This is a genomic window from Bradyrhizobium sp. IC4059, assembly GCF_020193615.1.
Taxonomy (GTDB): domain Bacteria; phylum Pseudomonadota; class Alphaproteobacteria; order Rhizobiales; family Xanthobacteraceae; genus Bradyrhizobium; species Bradyrhizobium yuanmingense.
In genome coordinates this window covers 237,856-257,087 of sequence record NZ_JADYVH010000011.1, presented here as the reverse complement: position 1 = coordinate 257,087, position 19,232 = coordinate 237,856, and the positions used below count along the sequence as shown (strand labels likewise).

Here is a 19,232-nt window from a genome sequence, read left to right as displayed (position 1 = left end):
GAACTGCACCCCCGCCCCCGCCGTTATGGCTCGGGCGGCCGCCCGGCCGCGTCAATGTTGCAGGCGAGATGTTCGCCTCCGCCAGCCACTTTCCGCTAAAATGCCCGAAAACCGCGCCGATGCATGAGGTCCGCCATGAGCTTCCGCCGCGACACCATCACAAAGCCGATCTTCTCATGGGCGCGCGGCGTGCTGCCGGCGATGTCCGACACCGAGCGCGAGGCGCTGGAGGCGGGGGACGTCTGGTGGGATGCCGATCTCTTCACCGGCAACCCCGACTGGTCGAAGCTGCTGAACGTCCCGCAGGCGACGCTGACGGACGAGGAGCGGGCCTTCCTCAATGGCCCCGTCGACGAGCTCTGCGCCATGCTCGATGAGTGGAAGATCTTTTGGGAGTCGCGCGACCTGCCGCCGGACGTCTGGCACTTCGTCAAGCGCGAGAAATTCTTCGGCATGATCATCCCGAAGGAGTACGGCGGCCTCGGCTTCTCGCCCTACGCGCATTCGGAAGTGGTGCGCAAGATCTCGACGCGCTCGATCGCGGCCGCGGTCACCGTGATGGTGCCGAACTCGCTCGGCCCGGGCGAGCTCCTGATGCGCTTCGGCACCACAGAGCAGCAGCAGCGCTGGCTGCCGCGCCTCGCCGACGGCCGCGAGATTCCCTGCTTCGGCCTCACCAGCCCGGAAGCCGGCTCCGACGCCGCCTCGATGGTCGACACCGGCATCATCTGCAGGGGCGAATTCGAGGGTCGCGAGGTGGTCGGCCTCCGCCTCAACTGGCACAAGCGCTACATTACGCTCGGTCCCGTCGCGACGTTGCTCGGTCTCGCCTTCAAGGCCTATGATCCCGATCATCTCGTGGGCAGCCGGGAAGAGCTCGGCATCACCGTGGCGCTGATCCCGACGAACCTGCCCGGCGTCGAGATCGGGCAGCGTCATCTGCCCTCGATGCAGGTCTTTCAGAACGGCCCGAATTGGGGCCGGGACGTCTTCATCCCGCTCGACTACGTCATCGGCGGCAAGGAGCGGCTGGGGCAGGGCTGGAAGATGCTGATGACGGCGCTCGCCGCCGGCCGCGGCATCTCGCTGCCGTCGCTGTCGGCGGCCGGGGCCGCCTATGCCGCGCGCACCACCGGCGCCTATGCGCGCATCCGCGAGCAGTTCGGCATCTCGATCTCCAAGTTCGAAGGCGTCGAGGAGCCGCTCGCCCGCATCGTCGCGACCGCCTACCAGCTCGACGCCGCGCGCCGGCTCACCTGCGCGGCACTGAACGCCGGCATCCATCCTGCCGTCATCTCCGGCATCATGAAGCTGCACGCGACCGCGCGGATGCGCACCGCGGTCGACGACGCCATGGACATCCATGGCGGCAAGGCCGTGATCGACGGTCCGCAAAACTATCTCGGCAATCTCCACCGCGCCGTGCCGGTCGGCATCACCGTCGAAGGCGCCAACATCCTGACCCGCAATCTCATCGTGTTCGGACAAGGAGCCATCCGCGCCCATCCTTACCTGCTCGACGAGATGAACGCGCTCGCCGATAGCGATCGCGAGCGCGGCCTCGGCGCGTTCGACAAGGCGTTCTGGAAGCATGTCGGCCACAGCTTCAGGACACTCTTCCGCGCCATGGGTCGCAGCTGGACCTTTGGCGCATTCGCCCCAGTGCCCGATGCGGGCGTTGCCACGCCCTTCTATCGCCAGCTCTCGCGCTACTCGGCGGCCTTTGCGCTCTGCGCCGACATGGCGCTGCTGACGCTCGGCGGCGCGCTCAAGCGCAAGGAAATGCTGTCGGCCCGCTTCGGCGACATCCTGTCCGAGCTCTATCTGCTCTCGGCCGCGCTGAAGCGCTGGCAGGACGAGGGGCGGCAGAAGGAGGATTTTGCCGCGCTGGAATGGTGCATGGCGACCGGGTTCAAAACCATCGAGAACCGGCTCGCCGAAATCCTGGCCAATCTGCCGAACCGCTTCGTCGCCGGCTTCCTCAGGCTCGTGGTGCAGCCGTTCGGCGCCCGCGTGCTCGGCCCGTCCGACCGCATCGTGCACCAATGCGCTGCCATCGTGCTGGAGCCGTCGGCGGCACGCGCGCGCCTCACGCCGGATCTGGCCCATGTCGACGACGACGGCGGCTTTGCCCGGCTGGAGCGCGCGTTCAAGCTGGTCGCGGCGACGGATGCGATCGCCAGGCGCATGCGTGCTGCGCATATCCGCGACTGGAAGGAGGCGGTGACCAAGGGCGTAATCACGCAAGCCGAGGGCGAGCAACTCGCCGCTGCCCGCGAAGCCGTCACAAAAGTGATAGAGGTCGACGATTTTGCGCCGGAGGCGCTGTCGCCGATTTACAAGAAAACCGTCAATGTGCATCAGTTCTTCCAGGAACTCGGTGAGCAGAGGGCGGCGAGCTGATGGCACGACCGGTATTCATCGTCGACGGCAGCCGGACGCCGTTCCTGAAGGCGCGTTCGGGGCCAGGGCCGTTCACGCCGGTCGATCTCGCCGTGCAATGCGGCCGACCGCTGCTGGCGCGCCAGCCGTTCTCGCCCGATAGCTTCGACCAGGTCATCCTCGGCTGCGTCAACGTGATCGCGGACGAGATGAACCCGGCCCGCGTCGCCGCGCTCCGGCTCGGCATGGGCGAGGACATGGTCGCCTTCACCGTGCAGATCAATTGCGGCTCGGGCATGCAGTCGATCGACACCGCCTACCGCTATATCCGCGAAGGCCATGCCGACATGGTTTTGGCCGGCGGCACCGAGGCGCTCAGCCACGCGCCGCTGGTCTGGCCGAATTCCGGCGTGCGCTGGTTCGCCGGCCTTGCCACCGCAAAGGGCATGGCCGCGAAGCTCGCCTCGGCGTTCAAGCTGAGGCCGCGCGATCTCAAGCCGATCATCGGCCTCGAGCGCGGCCTGACCGATCCCGTCACCGAGCTGAACATGGGCCAGACAGCCGAGGTCGTCGGCCATCTCTTCGGCATCACGCGCGCGCAGTCGGATGCCTATGCGGCCGAGAGTCATCGCCGGCTCGCGCATGCGCAAAGCGCGGGTTATCTGAAAGGCGAGGTCGAAACCGCGTTTTCCCGCGACGGCAAGTTCTTCGACCACGACGATGGCGTGCGCCCGGATTCGACGGCGGAGACGCTCGCCAAGCTCCGGCCGGTGTTCGAACGCCCGTGGGGCCAGGTCACCGCCGGCAATTCCTCGCAGATCACCGACGGTGCCTCCTGGGTGATTCTCGCCTCTGACGCTGCCGTTGCAAAGCACAAGCTGACGCCGAAAGCTGCGATCGTCGACAGCCATTGGGCCGCGCTCGACCCCAGCATCATGGGGCTCGGTCCGGTGATGTCGGTGACGCCGCTGCTGAAGCGCAACGACCTCACCCTCAAGGACGTCGAGACCTGGGAGCTGAACGAGGCTTTTGCAACGCAAGTGCTCGGCTGTCTCGCCGCCTGGAACGACGACAAGTTCTGCCGCGAAATATTGCGGCTCGACGGCGCCGCCGGCGAGATCGACCGCGAGCGGCTGAACGTCGACGGCGGCGCGATCTCGCTCGGCCATCCCGTCGGCACCTCCGGCAACCGCATCGTGCTGCATCTCGTCAACGCGATGAAGCGGCTCGGCACGCGGCGCGGAATTGCCACCGAATGCATCGGCGGCGGGCTCGGCGGCGCCATGCTGATCGAGGCGGTATGACCATGGATTCCAAGATCATGACCGTGCTCGCCGACCGCGTGCTGGAGCTCGGGCCGCGCCCTGCGCCGGATGGTCCCTACAAGCACTTCAAGCTGACGCGAGATGAAGACGGCGTCGCCTGGCTGCTGTTCGACCGCGCTGATGCCAGCGCCAACACGCTGTCCTCCGAGGTGATGGAGGAGTTCGACGCCGTGCTCGCGGCGATCGAGACCGAGCGCCCCGCCGGTCTCGTCATCCGCTCGGCAAAGCCGTCCGGCTTCATTGCCGGCGCCGACGTCAATGAATTCCGCGGTGCCAACGATCCCGGCATGGTGGAGACGCGCATCCGCGCCGCGCATGCGGTGGTCGACCATCTGGAAGCCTTGAGGCTGCCGACGGTCGCGGTCATCCACGGTTTTTGCCTCGGCGGCGGCCTCGAGGTGGCGCTGGCCTGCCAGGCGCGCATCGCCATCGATGGGGCGCGCTTCGGCTTCCCGGAGGTGATGCTCGGCCTGCATCCCGGCCTTGGCGGCACCGCGCGTTTCACTGCGCTCGTCAATCCGACGCAGTCGATGGCGCTGATGCTGACTGGGCGCACCATCGATGCGCGCCGAGCCAGATCGCTCGGCCTCGTCGACACCGTGACGCAGGAGCGGCATGTTCAGGGCGCGGTGAAGGATGCGCTGTTCGGCCGCCTCAAGCGGGCCAAGCACGGTCTGCTGGCGCGTGCCGCCAATCTCGGACCAGTGCGCGGCCTGCTGGCCAAGCGCATGCGCACGGAGGCCGCGAAGGCCGCATCGCGCGAGCATTATCCAGCGCCCTATGCGCTGATCGATCTCTGGGAAGCACATGGCGGCAGCAAGGCCGCGATGCTGAAGGCCGAACAGGCCTCGTTTGCCAAGCTGATGGTGACGCCGACCGCGCAGAATCTGATCCGGGTCTTCTTCCTGCGCGAGCAGATGAAGAAGGCGGCAGGCGCCGGCAGCACGGTGAAGCATATCCACGTCATCGGCGCCGGCGCGATGGGCGGCGACATCGCGGCCTGGTGTGCGGGGCAGGGCGTTCGCGTGTCGCTCGCCGACATGAAGCCGGAGCCGATCGCAGGCGCGGTCAAGCGCGCGGCCGACCTCTACGGCAAGATCATCCGCAAGCCCACCGACGTGCGCGACGCGCTCGATCGCCTGATCCCCGACATGGACGGCGAGGGCGTCCGCAACGCCGATCTCATCATCGAGGCGGTGCCGGAGAAGTTGGAGCTGAAACAGAAGGTCTATGCCGGGCTCGAGCCGCGGATGAAGCCGGGCGCGATCCTCGCAACCAATACGTCGAGCATTCCGCTCCAGGATCTGCGCAATGGCCTGGCACGGCCGGAGCGGCTGGTGGGGCTGCATTTCTTCAATCCGGTGTCGCGGCTGCAGCTGGTCGAGGTCGTCAGCCATGACGGCAACGCCCCTGAGGTTCTGCAGGACGCGCTCGCCTTCGTCGGCGCGATCGACCGCCTGCCGCTTCCTGTAAAGAGCTCGCCGGGTTTCCTCGTCAACCGCGCGCTGACGCCTTACATGCTGGAAGCGATGGTGATGCTGGACGAGAAGATCGACCAGCGTCTGATCGATGAAGCGGCCGAGCAGTTCGGCATGCCGATGGGTCCGATCGAGCTGGCCGATCAGGTCGGGCTCGACATCTGCCTCGACGTCGGCGACATGCTGCGCACCAAGTTCGGCGATCTCCTGCCGCCGACGCCGGCCTGGCTGCGCGAGAAGGTCGCCAAGGGCGAGCTCGGCCGCAAGACCGGCAAGGGCTTTTACACCTGGAAGGACGGCAAGGCGGAGAAAGCAGCGTTGCCGGAGACCGGACCGCGGGTCACCGACCAGATGATCGACCGCCTGGTGTTGCCGATGTCCAATGTCTGCGTCGCGGCGCTTCGCGAGGGCATTGTCGACGATGCCGACGCGGTCGATGGCGCCATGATCTTCGGCACTGGTTATGCACCCTTCCGCGGTGGCCCGCTGAATTACGCGCGCACGCGCGGCGTGGAGAACATCGTATCCACTCTGCGCGCGCTGGCGGAACGATTCGGCGCGCGCTTCGCGCCCGATCCGGGCTGGGACAATTTCAAGTGAGAGCCATATGAGCGAACAAGCGGCCGGACCGAGCGGGGATCTCTGCATCCGCACGCTGGCGATGCCGGCCGACACCAATGCCAATGGCGACATCTTCGGCGGCTGGCTGCTCAGCCAGATGGACGTCGGCGGCGGCGTGTTCGCCTCGAAGGTCGCGCGGTCGCGCACCGTGACGGTCGCGATCGAGGCGATGAATTTTCGCAAAGCGGTCTATGTCGGCGATCTCGTCTCGGTCTACGCCAATCTCGTGCGCGTCGGGCGCACCTCGCTGACCGTGCATCTCGAGGCCTGGGCATTGCGGCGCAAGGAGTTGCATCCGTTCCTCGTCACCGACGGTCATTTCACCTACGTCTCGATCGACGACCACGGCCGTCCCCAGGCGATCCAGCGAAACGATCCGCCGATCGCGACGTAATCGCGCGCGACGCACTGTCCCATATTGCGAGGCCTTGCAGCGCCGCAGAACGCCGCACGAGCAAGTCACATCCGTCGCGGCTTCGCCAAGAACCAGTCAAGAACCAGTCATAAAACGGATGAGGTCCCGGCGTACTCAATTGCGTGTCGATTCGGGGTGGAACGGCCGCAAATGCCCTTGGGAACCTTTGGGCAGGAGCGCCGTTGTTTGCCCGCACTGAGGAAGCCACGGACTATGCCGGACAGCTACATCATCGAAGTCGATTCGCAGACCGCAGGTATCGTCGTTCGTTCTTCTGGAGGCTACTGCTTCTTCGCCTCATCGCACCGTTTCAACCGTCTCGAAGGCCAGCTCTTCCGCAACGCCCGCGAAGCCGAGCGCGCCGCGCGCAGGCTGGTGAATGGCGACGTGAAGGAGGCGGCGTAACTGTCATTCCGGCCCGCGAGGCGTGGTCGGAATTTTTTGCCGCCCTTGATGTTGCTGCCTTCTTCCTTCTCCCCTCATGTCCGCCGAAGCCTTGGCGAAGGCGGATGCGGGAGAAGGTGGCGCGAAGCGCCGGATAAGGGGTTGGCTCCGCGAATTCAATAGAGAGTTAGACCCGCGGATAGATACCCCTCACCCGGCTTCGCTTTGCGAAGCCACCCTCTCCCGCAAGGGGAGAGGGGAAAGACGTGATCACAACTTCGTCGCCGCCCGCGACAACAGCTTCCACTCGTCGCCTTGCTTCTGCCAGTTCATCAGGATGTGAAGGTTGGTCGATACTTTTTTTCCATCGGCCGCCATCTCCTGCTCACCCAGCCAGTGGAAACGCACGATCGCTGCGGGGCCGACGACCTTGATGGTGGGATCCTTGTATTCGATGGACAGAAACTTCGATTTGCCGTCGGTGGCGTTGGCGATGAACGCCGCCTTGTCTTCGACCTTGCCGCTGGAATGGCTGTAGCTCAGTTCCTCCGCGCAGAGCGCGCCGAGCGCCTTGGGATCGGCCGCGATCTGGGCGAGGCGGAAGGCCTCGACCCTCTTCGCCACGGCGTCCTCGTCTGCCGAAGCGGCGAGCGCCGGCGTGGCGAACGCAAGCGTGGACACGGCGAGCGTCGAGAGAGCCAGATCCCGTCGGTTGATCGTCATCGTTTCCTCCTTTTTGATCTTGCAATCAGTGTTGCAGTCGCACGCGACTTTGTCGAGTGTCACCTGCCTCATGTGGATGCGTCATTGCGCGATCGAGGCCGTATTGATACGCCTTCCGCATCGATGCGCCGCGCATTTGGGAAAGTACGGAAATGATCGAGACCAAACACGATGGAATGGGCCGGGCGCTGTTGTTCGACATCGACGGCACGCTCGCCGACACCGATCCGTTGCACTTGAAGGCTTTCAACCAGGTGCTCGGCCCGCACGGACACGTCTTCGATCACGCACGTTTCTCCCTCGAGCTGCAGGGCTTCGCCAATGTCGCCATCGGCGATCGCTTTCTGCCCCACGAGGCGCCGGAGCGGCGCGCCCTCATCCTCGAAGAGAAGGAGGAGGTCTTCCGCACGCTGGTGGCCGGGCAGATCGCGCCCCTGCCGGGCCTGATGGCGCTGCTCGACCGCGCCGATGGCGCCGGCATTCCCATGGTTGCGGTGACCAACGCGCCGCGTCTCAACGCCGAGCTGCTGCTCTCAGGACTCGGCATCACGCATCGTTTCAAGGCGCTGGTGATCGGCGCCGAGCTGCCGCACGGCAAGCCGCATCCGCTGCCCTATCAGGAGGGGCTGCGTTTCGTCGGCGCGAGCCCGCGAGCCTCGATCGCATTCGAGGACTCCCGCACCGGCGTGCAGTCCGCAACGGCCGCCGGCATTCCGACTGTCGGCATCCGCACCAGCCTCAGCCATGCTGACCTGGTTGGAGCAGGCGCGGTCGCCTCCGCCAGCGCGTTCGACGACCCGACGCTGCTCGCACGTCTTGCAAGTGCCATGGGGTGGTAAGAATGGCATGGTGAGGACCTTCATCCGTCAACCGTGATCGGCGTCCGCATTGACCGCAGGCGCGAACCGCCGCACCATGCATCATTCTGATTTGAGGCCTTTGCCGTGACCGGATTGACCCATCGCCAAGCCGAAATCCTCAACATCGCGCGCGCCTCCGGCCGCGTCATGGTCGAGGAGCTGGCGCGCCGCTTCGAGGTGTCGGCGCAGACCATCCGCAAGGATCTCAACGATCTCTGTGAGCGGCGTTCGCTGACCCGCATCCATGGCGGCGCCATCATCGCCTCGGGCGTGGAAAACCTCGCCTATGAGGCGCGCCGCTTCGTCGCCGCCGACGAGAAGAAGGCGATTGGCGCTGCCGCCGCCTCGCTGATCCCGAACGGCTGCTCGCTCTTCATCAACATCGGCACCACGACGGAGGAGGTGGCGAGCGCGCTGACCTCGCATGAGGATCTGCTCGTCATCACCAACAACCTCAATGTCGCCATGCTGCTCTACCGCCATCCGCGCATCGAGGTGGTGGTCGCCGGCGGCACGGTGCGGCGCGCCGATGGCGCCGTGGTCGGCTCGACCGCGACGCAGCTGATCGGACAGTTCAAGGTCGACTATGCCATCATCGGCGCCTCGGCGATCGACGAGGAGGGCGCGCTGCTCGACTTCGACTACCGCGAGGTGCAGGTGGCGCAGGCCATCATCGCCAATGCCCGCAGCGTCATGCTGGTCGCCGATTCCACAAAACTTCGCCGCAGCGCGCCGGTGCGCATCGCCCACATCACCCAGATCCAGACCTTCGTCACCGACCAGGAGCTGCCCGAGCGCCTCGCCACCATCTGCCACAGCAAGGGCATCGAGGTGGTCGAGGCGATGCCGAAGGGCGCGGAGGTCGACGATGCGTCGGCCGAGGTGCAGGATGCCGCACCGGAAGCCGCACCAGTGGTGCGGCTGAGATAGAGGCTAAGCGTCGTCCCAGGGGTTGAGCAGCGGAACGCCGAAGGCCGCAAAATCCTTCACGTTGCGTGTGACGAGTGTGAGATCGTTGACCAGCGCAGTCGCCGCAAAGAAGCCGTCCATGACGGACAATGCGACGCCGCTCTTGCGGCTCTGCGCCATGAGGTCACCCCAACGCTCGGCCACTGTTTGGTCGATCGGCAGGACGCGCTCGGCAAATCGCGCAGGCAAATCGTGGGCAAGCCAGACGGCCAGCGCGGTGCGTCGGCGACCATCCTCAAGCAATGCGATGCCACGGCGAAGCTCGGCGATCGAGGCGACGCTGATGAACGCACGGTCCTCATCGATCCTATCCAGCCATGCCACAACTTTTGGCGAAGGCGCGGGCCGCTGAACTTCCGAAAGCACGTTGGTGTCCAGCAAAAGGTTCATGGCACTTCGTCGCGTGGCGCGTCGTGCAGCCGGTCGAGTTCAAGGTCGGCGCCGCGCAACGGCGAGGCCAGCAGGAATTCGGCCAGGGTGCCCTTGCGCGCTGTCTTGCGCGCCCATTCCTCGACGGAAACGATGACGGCATTCGGCTTGCCGTGACGGGTAATGACCTGCGGGCCGGTCTGGGCGCGGTCGAGCACCTCGGACAGTCGCGCCTTGGCATTGGCCAACGTCCAGCTGTCATTCGTTGGAAGCGCGTCGGGTTCAACGTTACGATTGACCATAGGGATAAACCATTTTGACTAGTATGACTATAATCGCTCGACGCTGACCAATCAAGGTGCTGGTGCCTCCCAAATCGCCGTGGCGCTGCCCAACATGAACTCCTCTTGCTCACCAAGAAACTTCCGCTTTCGCTTCCTTTCGCCTCTCTTTCATCTTGCTTTCGTTTTTCGGTGTGATCTAATCAAAAGCGAAAGTAGCCGCTTGATGAACGAGCGGTCGCCGGGGGATGCGTCTGTTGGAGCGTATTTTCGATCTCGCCATCATCGGAGGCGGTGTTAACGGCTGCGGCATTGCGCGTGACGCGGTGGGCCGCGGCAATACCGTTTTCCTGTGCGAAATGAACGATCTGGCGAGCGGGACATCGTCGTGGTCGACCAAGCTCGTGCATGGCGGCCTGCGCTATCTCGAATATTACGAGTTTCGGCTGGTCCGCGAGGCCCTGATCGAGCGCGAGATCCTCTGGGGCATCGCGCCCCACATCATCCGGCCCCTGCGATTCGTTCTGCCGCATCACGCCGGCCTGCGCCCGGCCTGGCTGCTGCGCCTCGGCCTCTTCCTCTATGATCACATCGGCGGCCGTCACCTGTTGCCGGCGACCCGCTCGGTCGATCTCAAGCGCGATGAGGTCGGCAAGCCGCTGATCCCGAACCGCTACAGCCGCGCCTTCGAATATTCGGACTGCTTCGTCGACGACGCCCGCCTCGTCGTGCTCAATGCGCGCGATGCCGCCGACAAGGGCGCCGAGATCCGCACCCGAACCCGCGCCACCGAGATTCGCCAGTCGGACGGCGTCTGGACCGTCAGCATGGTCGATACGCTGACCGGCGCGCGCTCGCAGATCCAGGCCAAGGCGCTGATCAATGCTGGCGGACCCTGGGTCGAGGACGTGCTCGGCCGCGGCGCCGGCGTGAATGCGAAAGCCAAGGTGCGCCTGGTGCAGGGCTCGCACATCGTCGTGAAGAAGCTCTACGACCACGACCGCGCCTACATGTTCCAGAATGCCGATGGCCGCATCATCTTCGTGATCCCGTACCAGGACGACTTCACGCTGATCGGCACCACCGACCGCGACTATGACGGCGATCCCGCCAAGGTGAAGGCGACGACTGAAGAGATCGAGTATCTCTGCAAGGCGGCCAGCGAATATCTGGCCAAGCCTGTCGCGCCCACCGACGTGGTCTGGACCTATTCCGGCGTGCGTCCGCTCTATGACGACGGCGCCAGCGAGGCCAAGGCCGCGACGCGCGACTACGTGTTCGAGCTCGACACGCCCGGCGGCGTGCCGCTGCTGTCGATCTATGGCGGCAAGATCACGACCTATCGCAGGCTCGCCGAAGAGGCCTTGGAGCGCCTTGCGCCTTACTTGCGCAGTGCGAAAGCGCGCGAAGGCTGGACCGGCAAATGGCCGCTGCCGGGCGGTGACATGAACGTATCCGACATCGACGGCCTGATCGCCGAGCTGCAGCGCGGCTATCCCTTCCTCAGCCATGAGCATGCGCGGCGCCTGGCGCGCGCCTATGGCACCCGTGCCATCAAGCTGCTCGGCGATGCAAAATCGGCTGCGGATCTCGGCCAGGCCTTTGGCGCCACGCTAACCGAGCGCGAGGTCCGCTATCTCATGGCCAACGAATGGGCCGTCACCGCCGACGACGTGGTCTGGCGCCGTTCCAAGCTCGGCCTGCGACTATCTGCCGACGAGATCGCGACCCTCGACGACTGGATCAGGAGCCATGCCGTGGAGCAAAGTCCCCTGCTGGAAACGGGAGGACGCTCATGACCGTGACACTCGATCACGTGACCCGGACCGTGGAAGGCGTGCCGCACATCCGTGACGTCTCGCTGACGCTCGAGAGCGGTACGCTCAACGTGCTGCTCGGGCCGACGCTGTCAGGCAAGACCTCGATCATGCGGTTGCTCGCCGGCCTCGACAAGCCGACCACGGGCAAGGTGTTCGTCAACGGCAAGGACGTCACCGGCGCCGACGTGCGCCAGCGCTCGGTCGCGATGGTGTACCAGCAGTTCATCAACTACCCCTCGCTCACGGTCTACGAGAACATCGCCTCGCCCCTGCGCGTGCAGGGCAAGCCGCGCGACGAGATCGAGGCGCGCGTCGCCGAGGCTGCAAAGCTGCTGCGGCTCGAGCCGTTCCTGAAGCGCACGCCGCTCCAGCTCTCCGGCGGCCAGCAGCAGCGCACCGCGATCGCACGCGCGCTGGTCAAGGGCGCCGACCTCGTGCTGCTCGACGAGCCGCTCGCCAATCTCGACTACAAGCTGCGCGAGGAGCTGCGGGCGGAGCTGCCGCGCATCTTCGAGGCCTCCGGCGCGATCTTCGTCTATGCCACAACCGAGCCGACCGAGGCGCTGCTGCTCGGCGGCAACACGGTGTGCATGTGGGAGGGCCAGGCGCTGCAGATGGGTGAGACCACCAATGTCTATCGCCGGCCGCAGACCTTGCGCGTTGCGCAGGTGTTTTCGGATCCGCCGCTGAATCTCGTGGGCCTCGAGAAGGGGAACGGCATGGTCCAATATGCGGGCGGGAGTGCAGCGCCCGCGTCCGGGCTTTATGCCGGTCTGCCCGACGGCTTCTATCGCGTCGGCTTTCGTGCCCATCAGCTCGGGCTTGCCAATGGCGAGGCCGACCGTCACGCCTTCCACGCCACTGTCACGGTGACCGAGATCACGGGTTCGGAGAGCTTCGTGCATCTGACCCGCGACGGATCGAATTGGGTGGCGGTGCTGCACGGCGTGCACGAGTTCGAGCCGGGCCAGATGCTCGATGCCGTGCTCGATCCCAATGATGTCTTCGTCTTCGATGCCGCCGACCGTCTGGTCGCGGCACCGGGCTCTTAGGAGGGAGATGCGCCATGGCCCGCATTGACCTCGTCGATCTCGCCCATTCCTACGGCGGCAACGATGCGCCGCAGGAGAGCTTTGCGCTCAAGCCTGTCACCATGACCTGGCGGCAGGGCGGCGCCTATGCGCTGCTCGGCCCCTCCGGCTGCGGCAAGACCACGCTGCTGAACGTCATCTCCGGCATCATCACGCCGTCGCGGGGGAAGATCCTGTTCGACGGCAAGGACATCACACCGCTGTCAACCCAGAAGCGCAACATCGCGCAGGTGTTCCAGTTTCCGGTGATCTACGACACCATGACGGTGGGGGAGAACCTGGCGTTTCCGCTGAAGAATCGCGGCGTGCCGAAGGCCGACATTGACAGGCGCGTCGCCGAGATCGGTCGCCTGCTCGATCTCGAGCCCTATCTGAACCGCAAGGCCACGCGCCTGACCGCCGACGCCAAGCAGAAGATCTCGCTCGGCCGCGGTCTCGTGCGCAACGACGTTGCCGCCGTGCTGTTCGACGAGCCGCTGACGGTGATCGATCCCGAGCTGAAATGGCAGCTCCGCTCCAAGCTGAAGGCGCTGCATCGCGAGCTCGACCTCACGATGATCTATGTCACCCATGACCAGACCGAGGCGCTGACCTTCGCCGACACCGTCGTGGTCATGCATGACGGTCGCGTGGTGCAGAGCGGCACGCCGGCCGAGCTGTTCGACAAGCCGGCGCATACGTTCGTCGGCTATTTCATCGGTTCGCCCGGCATGAACATCCTGCCGGCCGAGGTGAGGGGGCGCGAGGCCAGGATCGACGGCCACGTCATCGCGCTGAACCGCAGCTACGACAACCTGCCTGCAGGGGCGAAGATCGAGATCGGCGTCCGTCCCGAATTCGTCGAGGTGGTCGCGCCCGCACCTGGCCTGCTCACCGCCAGGATCGAGCGCATCGACGATCTCGGCCGCATCCGCTTCGCGCGCGTGCGCGTCGTCGACGCCAAGCTCGCGGCGCGCGCTCCTGGCGGCTTCACCAGCGCGGACGGTACCGCCGGGCTGAAATTCGATCCGTCGCACGTCCACGTCTATGCCGACAGCCTTCTGGTGGAGGGAGCCGCCTGATGGACAAGACCGTCAACCAAAAAGCCTGGTTCCTGGTGCTGCCGGTGTTCCTGGTCGTCGCCTTCTCGGCGGTGCTGCCGCTGATGACGGTGGTGAACTATTCGATGCAGGACACCTTCGGCAACAACCAGTTCTTCTGGAACGGCGTGGGCTGGTTCAAGGAGCTGCTCGATCCCTCCACCGACCTCGGCGGCCGCTTCCTCGCCTCGCTCGGCCGCAACCTGTTCTTCTCGCTCGTCATCCTGGCCATCGAGGTGCCGCTCGGCATCGTCGTCGCGTTGTCGATGCCGCGCGAGGGCTGGACCGTCGCAGCCTGCCTCGTCATTCTCGCGCTGCCGCTGCTGATCCCCTGGAACGTGGTCGGCACCATCTGGCAGATCTTCGGGCGTCCCGACATCGGCCTGCTCGGCTACGTCCTCAATGCCATGGGCTTCGATTACAATTACGTCTCCAACGACGTCGATGCCTGGTTCACGGTCATCGTGATGGACGTCTGGCACTGGACCAGCCTCGTCGCGCTGCTGTGCTATGCCGGCCTGAAGTCGATTCCCGAAGCCTATTACCAGGCCGCGCAGATCGACGGCGCCTCGCGCTGGGCCGTGTTCAAGGCGATCCAGCTGCCGAAGATGAACCGCGTGCTCTTGATCGCGGTGCTGCTGCGCTTCATGGACAGCTTCATGATCTACACCGAGCCGTTCGTCGTCACCGGTGGCGGGCCCGGCAATTCCACCACCTTCGTGTCGATCGAGCTGGTCAAGATTGCGCTCGGCCAGTTCGACCTCGGCAAGGCCGCGGCGCTGTCGCTGGTCTACAACCTCATCATCCTGATCGTCTGCTGGATCTTCTACACCGTCATGACCAATGCCGGTGTCGAACGCAAAGTCCAGGCTTCGAGCGAGCCGGCGGCGGAGCCCAAGCCCGCGGCCGCGCTCAAGCCCGTGCCCGCACTCGAGCCAAGGGAAGGAGTGGCCTGATGCATTCGATCCCCGGCCGTCGCCTCATCATGGGGCTGTTCCTGATCTTCCTGCTGCTGCCGATCTACTGGCTCGTCAACATGAGCTTCAAGACCAACAGCGAGATCGTCTCGACGATGACGCTGTGGCCGCACACTCCGACGCTGCAGCACTACAAGCGCATCTTCACCGACGAGAGCTGGTATTCGGGCTACATCAATTCGCTCGAATACGTCGTCCTCAACACCATCATCTCGATCGCCGTGGCGCTGCCGGCGGCTTACGCCTTCTCGCGCTACCGTTTCCTCGGTGACAAGCATTTATTCTTCTGGCTGTTGTCGAACCGCATGGCGCCGGCGGCGGTCTATGCGCTGCCGTTCTTCAATCTCTATTCGGCGATCGGCCTGTTCGACACCCCCTGGGCCGTCGCGCTCGCGCACTGCATCTTCAACGTGCCGCTCGCGGTGTGGATCCTCGAAGGCTTCGTCTCCGGCGTGCCGCGCGAGATCGACGAGACCGCGTTCCTCGACGGCTATTCCTTCCCGCGCTTCTTCATCAAGATCCTGGTGCCGCTGATCGCGAGCGGCATCGGCGTCGCCGCCTTCTTCTGCTTCATGTTTTCCTGGGTCGAGCTCTTGCTCGCGCGCACGCTGACGTCGGTGCATGCCAAGCCGATCGCAGCGATCATGACGCGTACGGTGTCGGCGGCCGGCATGGATTGGGGCCTGCTCGCCGCCGCCGGGGTGCTCACCATTATTCCGGGCGCGCTGGTGATCTGGTTCGTCCGCAACTACATCGCGCGCGGTTTCGCGCTCGGCCGCGTCTGAGGAGGCATCGATGGAATCCATCGCATGGATGGCCTGGACGCTGCCGACCGCGATCTTCTTCGCCGCGCTCGCCTGCACGCTTCTCGTGATGACCTGGCTCGCCGCGGTCTATCCCGAGGCCGAGCGTGTCGGCGTGCTGCGCATCCCGACCACGCGCGGCGATCGACTGTTCATCTCGCTGATCGCGGCCGCCGTCATCCACCTCGCATGGATCGGCCTCGTCGGCACCGATGCGGTCGCTACGCTGCCTATCGGCGAGGAGGGGTTTGAAATCTCGAGCCTGTGGCTCGCATCAGGAATTTCGCTGGTCACGGCCGCGCTCATTTTCCGCACGGTCTGAAGCTTGCGAAGGGACGGCCAGATCCGGGACCAACCCGGGCCTGTATAAAAGTTTGTCGCTGCAACGGAGGAACAACATGCGACAGTTTAGGAGAAGGAAAGGTCCATTGACCAAGAATAGTTTTCTGACCATGTCCAGCGCCGCTGCGATCATCGCGGTGTCGTTCGCCGTCTCGGCGCCGGTTCGCGCCGCCGACGAGGCCGTGATCCAGAAGTGGATCGCGGAATTCACGCCTTCGACGCTGTCGAAGGAAGACCAGAAGAAGGAGCTGGAGTGGTTCGCCAAGGCCGCCGAGCCCTTCAAGGGCATGGAGATCAACGTCGTCTCCGAGACGATCACGACTCATGAATACGAGGCGCAGACGCTCGCCAAGGCATTCTCCGAGCTCACCGGCATCAAGCTGAAGCACGATCTCATCCAGGAAGGTGACGTCGTCGAGAAGCTCCAGACCCAGATGCAATCGGGCAAGAACGTCTATGACGGCTGGATCAACGACTCCGACCTGATCGGCACGCATTTCCGCTACGGCCAGACCATTGCGCTGTCGGACTACATGACCGGCGAGGGCAAGGACGTCACCAACCCCATGCTCGACGTCAACGACTTCATCGGCAAGTCGTTCGGCACCGGGCCGGACGGCAAGCTCTACCAGCTGCCCGACCAGCAGTTCGCGAACCTCTACTGGTTCCGCTACGACTGGTTCACCAATGCCGACTACAAGGCCAAGTTCAAGGCCAAGTATGGCTACGAGCTCGGCGTGCCCGTGAACTGGTCGGCTTATGAAGACATCGCCGAGTTCTTCACCAACGACATCAAGGAGATCAACGGCGTCAAGGTCTACGGCCATATGGACTATGGCAAGAAGGACCCCTCGCTCGGATGGCGCTTCACCGACGCTTGGCTGTCGATGGCCGGCAACGGTGACAAGGGCATTCCGAACGGTCTGCCGGTCGACGAATGGGGCATCCGGATGGAGGGCTGCCGCCCGGTCGGCTCTTCGGTGGAGCGTGGCGGCGACACCAATGGTCCGGCCGCAGTCTACTCGATCACGAAGTATCTCGACTGGATGAAGAAGTACGCCCCGCCGCAGGCGCAGGGCATGACCTTCTCCGAGTCCGGCCCCGTGCCGTCGCAGGGCAACATCGCCCAGCAGATGTTCTGGTACACCGCCTTCACTGCCGACATGGTGAAGCCGGGTCTGCCGGTGGTGAATGCGGACGGTACGCCGAAGTGGCGTATGGCTCCGTCGCCGCACGGCTCCTATTGGAAGGAAGGCATGAAGCTCGGCTACCAGGACGCTGGCTCCGCCACGCTGCTGAAGTCGACTCCGCCGGATCGCCGCAAGGCAGCCTGGCTCTATCTCCAGTTCATCGTCTCCAAGTCGGTGAGCTTGAAGAAGAGCCATGTCGGTCTCACCTTCATCCGTGAATCCGACATCTGGGACAAGTCGTTCACCGAGCGTGCGCCGAAGCTCGGCGGCCTGATCGAGTTCTACCGCTCGCCCGCGCGCGTGCAGTGGACCCCGACCGGCAACAACGTGCCCGACTATCCGAAGCTCGCGCAGCTGTGGTGGCAGAACATCGGCGATGCGTCGTCCGGTGCGAAGACGCCGCAGCAGGCGATGGATGCTCTCGCGGCGGCCCAGGACTCCGTGCTGGAGCGTCTGGAGAAGTCCGGCGTGCAGGGCGCCTGCGGTCCGAAGCTGCACAAGAAGGAGTCGGCCGAGTACTGGTTCGCCAAGGCCCAGAAGGACGGCACCATCGCGCCGCAGCGCAAGCTCGCCAACGAGAAGCCGAAGGGCGAGACGGTGGACTACGACACCCTGATCAAGTCGTGGCCCGCCACTCCGCCCAAGCGCGCGGAAGTGAAGTAAGCGGCGCTTAGAGCGATATCAAACACGAAAGGCCGGGAGCGATCCCGGCCTTTTTGTTTTGTCGTTGTGGTGCGAGGGTTTTTCACACCCTCGGTGTCATTGCCCGCCTAGTGCGCAATTGCGCACAGGGGCGGGCAATCCAGTATTCCAGAGACGGTCGTGGTTGAACCGAGAAGCCGCGGCGTACTGGATGCCCCGCCTTCGCGGGGCATGACAGCGTCATGTGTGGAGAAGAACCTACTCCGCCGGCTCGGCCGCCAGCGTCGGGTAATCCGTGTAGCCCTTCGCACCACCACCGTAGAACGTGTTCTTGTCCCAATCGTTCAGCGCCGCTCCCTGCTTCAGCCGCTCGACCAGGTCGGGGTTGGAGATGAACGGCTTGCCGAAGGCGATGAGGTCGGCGGCGTTCGCCTCCAGCACTTTGCTGGCGAGGTCGAAATCGTAGCCATTGTTGGCGACGTAGGCGCCCGAGAAGCGCTTGCGCAACGACGCATAGTCGAACGGCGCGATGTCGCGCGGCCCCCCGGTGGCGCCTTCGACCACATGGAGATAGACCAGCTTCAGCGCGCTGAGGCCGTCGACGATGTGATCGTACAGGGCCTGCGGGTTGGAATCCGAGATGTCGTTGGCCGGCGTCACCGGCGAGATGCGGATGCCGGTGCGCCCGGCGCCGGCCTCGGCGACGACGGCCTTGGAGACCTCCAGCATCAGCTTCGCGCGGTTCTCGATCGAGCCGCCATAGGCATCAGTGCGCTTGTTGGCGCCGTCCTTGGCGAACTGCTCGAGCAGATAGCCGTTGGCGCCGTGGATTTCGACGCCGTCGAAGCCGGCTTCCAGCGCGTTCTTCGTGGCGCGCTTGAAGTCGTCGATGATTCCGGGAATCTCGGAGAGCTCGAGCGCGCGCGGCTCGGAGACGTCGGCGAAGCCGCCGTTGACGAAGGTCTTGCCCTTGGCTCGGATCGCGCTCGGTCCCACCGGGGCTGCGCCATTCGCCTGCAGATCGACGTGCGAGATGCGGCCGACATGCCAGAGCTGGACGAAGATCTTGCCGCCGCGTTCATGCACCTTGTCGGTGACCTTGCGCCAGCCGGCGACCTGCTCCTTGCTATAGATGCCGGGCGTGTCCTGGTAGCCCTGACCTTGTTGCGAGACCTGGCTCGCCTCGGTAATCAGGAGGCCTGCGGATGCACGCTGGGCGTAATATTCGGCGGCGAGCGGACCGGGCACGAAGGTGCCGGGTACGGCACGGTTGCGCGTCAGCGGCGCCATGACGAGGCGGTTGGCCAGCGTGATCGGGCCGAGCTTGTAGGTCTCAAACAATTTGGTCGAACGGCTCATGGGAATGCTTCCGGGCGGTGAGAGGTCTCGAACAATTGTGCATCGCGACATCGGGCGCAAGGGATGAGCCATACGCAAAGTGCAGGCGAGCTACGCGGCAGGGCGCGCGTAGCATAATTCGT

General features: G+C 64.9%; 18 protein-coding genes. 14 read left to right on the top strand and 4 right to left on the bottom strand.

What is annotated here, in order from left to right:
* Positions 1–135 precede the first annotated feature (135 nt).
* The 5 genes from I6F12_RS29860 (at position 136) to I6F12_RS29840 (ending at position 6,626) form a co-directional block, all read left to right on the top strand.
* Entirely contained in the window at positions 136–2,403 is a 2,268-nt protein-coding gene (locus tag I6F12_RS29860; RefSeq protein ID WP_225157841.1) for an acyl-CoA dehydrogenase, read from the top strand.
* Complete coding sequence (locus I6F12_RS29855) at positions 2,403–3,686, top strand: acetyl-CoA C-acetyltransferase (protein ID WP_225147892.1); 1,284 nt, start codon at positions 2,403–2,405, stop codon at positions 3,684–3,686. Before I6F12_RS29860 ends, I6F12_RS29855 begins: the two co-directional genes overlap by 1 nt.
* Before the next feature lie 2 nt (positions 3,687–3,688).
* A complete protein-coding gene (locus tag I6F12_RS29850) occupies positions 3,689–5,785 on the top strand; it encodes a 3-hydroxyacyl-CoA dehydrogenase NAD-binding domain-containing protein (protein ID WP_225157840.1) in 2,097 nt (698 codons plus the stop codon).
* Between the two features lie 7 nt (positions 5,786–5,792).
* A complete protein-coding gene (locus I6F12_RS29845) occupies positions 5,793–6,200 on the top strand; it encodes an acyl-CoA thioesterase (RefSeq protein ID WP_036013863.1) in 408 nt (135 codons plus the stop codon).
* A 234-nt stretch (positions 6,201–6,434) separates the two neighbouring features.
* Complete coding sequence (locus tag I6F12_RS29840; RefSeq protein ID WP_036013862.1) at positions 6,435–6,626, top strand: hypothetical protein; 192 nt, start codon at positions 6,435–6,437, stop codon at positions 6,624–6,626.
* A 249-nt stretch (positions 6,627–6,875) separates the two neighbouring features.
* Here I6F12_RS29840 and I6F12_RS29835 read toward each other — a convergent pair whose 3' ends face one another.
* Entirely contained in the window at positions 6,876–7,328 is a 453-nt protein-coding gene (locus I6F12_RS29835) for a nuclear transport factor 2 family protein (RefSeq protein ID WP_225157839.1), read from the bottom strand.
* A gap of 152 nt (positions 7,329–7,480) precedes the next feature.
* Here I6F12_RS29835 and I6F12_RS29830 point away from each other — a divergent pair, with 152 nt between their 5' ends.
* Both I6F12_RS29830 and I6F12_RS29825 read left to right on the top strand, forming a co-directional pair.
* Positions 7,481–8,167 carry an HAD-IA family hydrolase gene (locus tag I6F12_RS29830; protein ID WP_057026243.1) on the top strand — a complete coding sequence of 229 codons (687 nt, stop codon included), beginning with the start codon at positions 7,481–7,483 and terminating at the stop codon, positions 8,165–8,167.
* 105 nt (positions 8,168–8,272) lie between these two features.
* Positions 8,273–9,118, top strand: a complete 846-nt coding sequence (locus I6F12_RS29825) for a DeoR/GlpR family DNA-binding transcription regulator (protein ID WP_036013860.1) — start codon at positions 8,273–8,275, stop codon at positions 9,116–9,118.
* A gap of 3 nt (positions 9,119–9,121) precedes the next feature.
* On the opposite strand, the gene I6F12_RS29820 is transcribed toward I6F12_RS29825, so the two are convergent.
* Complete coding sequence (locus I6F12_RS29820; RefSeq protein WP_036013859.1) at positions 9,122–9,547, bottom strand: type II toxin-antitoxin system VapC family toxin; 426 nt, start codon at positions 9,545–9,547, stop codon at positions 9,122–9,124.
* Positions 9,544–9,828 (bottom strand): type II toxin-antitoxin system Phd/YefM family antitoxin, encoded by a 285-nt coding sequence (locus I6F12_RS29815; protein ID WP_057026246.1) that lies wholly within the window; start codon positions 9,826–9,828, stop codon positions 9,544–9,546. Before I6F12_RS29815 ends, I6F12_RS29820 begins: the two co-directional genes overlap by 4 nt.
* 227 nt (positions 9,829–10,055) lie before the next feature.
* On the opposite strand from I6F12_RS29815, the gene glpD reads away from it, so the two are divergent.
* From glpD to I6F12_RS29780, 7 genes are all read left to right on the top strand, one after another.
* Positions 10,056–11,606, top strand: coding sequence for a glycerol-3-phosphate dehydrogenase (gene glpD / locus I6F12_RS29810; RefSeq protein WP_225127866.1), 1,551 nt, complete (start codon positions 10,056–10,058; stop codon positions 11,604–11,606).
* Positions 11,603–12,679, top strand: a complete 1,077-nt coding sequence (locus I6F12_RS29805; RefSeq protein WP_057026248.1) for an ABC transporter ATP-binding protein — start codon at positions 11,603–11,605, stop codon at positions 12,677–12,679. Before glpD ends, I6F12_RS29805 begins: the two co-directional genes overlap by 4 nt.
* Before the next feature lie 14 nt (positions 12,680–12,693).
* Positions 12,694–13,779, top strand: a complete 1,086-nt coding sequence (locus I6F12_RS29800; RefSeq protein WP_036013850.1) for an ABC transporter ATP-binding protein — start codon at positions 12,694–12,696, stop codon at positions 13,777–13,779.
* A complete protein-coding gene (locus I6F12_RS29795; RefSeq protein ID WP_036024799.1) occupies positions 13,779–14,753 on the top strand; it encodes a sugar ABC transporter permease in 975 nt (324 codons plus the stop codon). Before I6F12_RS29800 ends, I6F12_RS29795 begins: the two co-directional genes overlap by 1 nt.
* Positions 14,753–15,559 carry a carbohydrate ABC transporter permease gene (locus I6F12_RS29790; RefSeq protein ID WP_036013847.1) on the top strand — a complete coding sequence of 269 codons (807 nt, stop codon included), beginning with the start codon at positions 14,753–14,755 and terminating at the stop codon, positions 15,557–15,559. The genes I6F12_RS29795 and I6F12_RS29790 overlap by 1 nt, the downstream gene beginning before the upstream one ends.
* A 10-nt stretch (positions 15,560–15,569) precedes the next feature.
* Entirely contained in the window at positions 15,570–15,899 is a 330-nt protein-coding gene (locus tag I6F12_RS29785) for a DUF2160 domain-containing protein (RefSeq protein WP_225157838.1), read from the top strand.
* Between the two features lie 130 nt (positions 15,900–16,029).
* Entirely contained in the window at positions 16,030–17,772 is a 1,743-nt protein-coding gene (locus tag I6F12_RS29780; RefSeq protein ID WP_036013842.1) for an ABC transporter substrate-binding protein, read from the top strand.
* Positions 17,773–18,009: 237 nt separating this feature from the next.
* Here I6F12_RS29780 and I6F12_RS29775 read toward each other — a convergent pair whose 3' ends face one another.
* Positions 18,010–19,110, bottom strand: coding sequence for an alkene reductase (locus tag I6F12_RS29775; protein ID WP_225157837.1), 1,101 nt, complete (start codon positions 19,108–19,110; stop codon positions 18,010–18,012).
* Positions 19,111–19,232: the final 122 nt, after the last annotated feature.

Bases quoted from the DNA above. Each gene is read 5' to 3' on its own strand.
- I6F12_RS29860 (WP_225157841.1), top strand. From the start codon at position 136: ATGAGCTTCCGCCGCGACACCATCACAAAGCCGATCTTCTCATGGGCG.
- I6F12_RS29855 (WP_225147892.1), top strand. From the start codon at position 2,403: ATGGCACGACCGGTATTCATCGTCGACGGCAGCCGGACGCCGTTCCTG.
- I6F12_RS29850 (WP_225157840.1), top strand. From the start codon at position 3,689: ATGGATTCCAAGATCATGACCGTGCTCGCCGACCGCGTGCTGGAGCTC.
- I6F12_RS29845 (WP_036013863.1), top strand. From the start codon at position 5,793: ATGAGCGAACAAGCGGCCGGACCGAGCGGGGATCTCTGCATCCGCACG.
- I6F12_RS29840 (WP_036013862.1), top strand. From the start codon at position 6,435: ATGCCGGACAGCTACATCATCGAAGTCGATTCGCAGACCGCAGGTATC.
- I6F12_RS29835 (WP_225157839.1), bottom strand. From the start codon at position 7,328: ATGACGATCAACCGACGGGATCTGGCTCTCTCGACGCTCGCCGTGTCC.
- I6F12_RS29830 (WP_057026243.1), top strand. From the start codon at position 7,481: ATGATCGAGACCAAACACGATGGAATGGGCCGGGCGCTGTTGTTCGAC.
- I6F12_RS29820 (WP_036013859.1), bottom strand. From the start codon at position 9,547: ATGAACCTTTTGCTGGACACCAACGTGCTTTCGGAAGTTCAGCGGCCC.
- I6F12_RS29815 (WP_057026246.1), bottom strand. From the start codon at position 9,828: ATGGTCAATCGTAACGTTGAACCCGACGCGCTTCCAACGAATGACAGC.
- glpD (WP_225127866.1), top strand. From the start codon at position 10,056: ATGCGTCTGTTGGAGCGTATTTTCGATCTCGCCATCATCGGAGGCGGT.
- I6F12_RS29805 (WP_057026248.1), top strand. From the start codon at position 11,603: ATGACCGTGACACTCGATCACGTGACCCGGACCGTGGAAGGCGTGCCG.
- I6F12_RS29800 (WP_036013850.1), top strand. From the start codon at position 12,694: ATGGCCCGCATTGACCTCGTCGATCTCGCCCATTCCTACGGCGGCAAC.
- I6F12_RS29795 (WP_036024799.1), top strand. From the start codon at position 13,779: ATGGACAAGACCGTCAACCAAAAAGCCTGGTTCCTGGTGCTGCCGGTG.
- I6F12_RS29790 (WP_036013847.1), top strand. From the start codon at position 14,753: ATGCATTCGATCCCCGGCCGTCGCCTCATCATGGGGCTGTTCCTGATC.
- I6F12_RS29785 (WP_225157838.1), top strand. From the start codon at position 15,570: ATGGAATCCATCGCATGGATGGCCTGGACGCTGCCGACCGCGATCTTC.
- I6F12_RS29780 (WP_036013842.1), top strand. From the start codon at position 16,030: ATGTCCAGCGCCGCTGCGATCATCGCGGTGTCGTTCGCCGTCTCGGCG.
- I6F12_RS29775 (WP_225157837.1), bottom strand. From the start codon at position 19,110: ATGAGCCGTTCGACCAAATTGTTTGAGACCTACAAGCTCGGCCCGATC.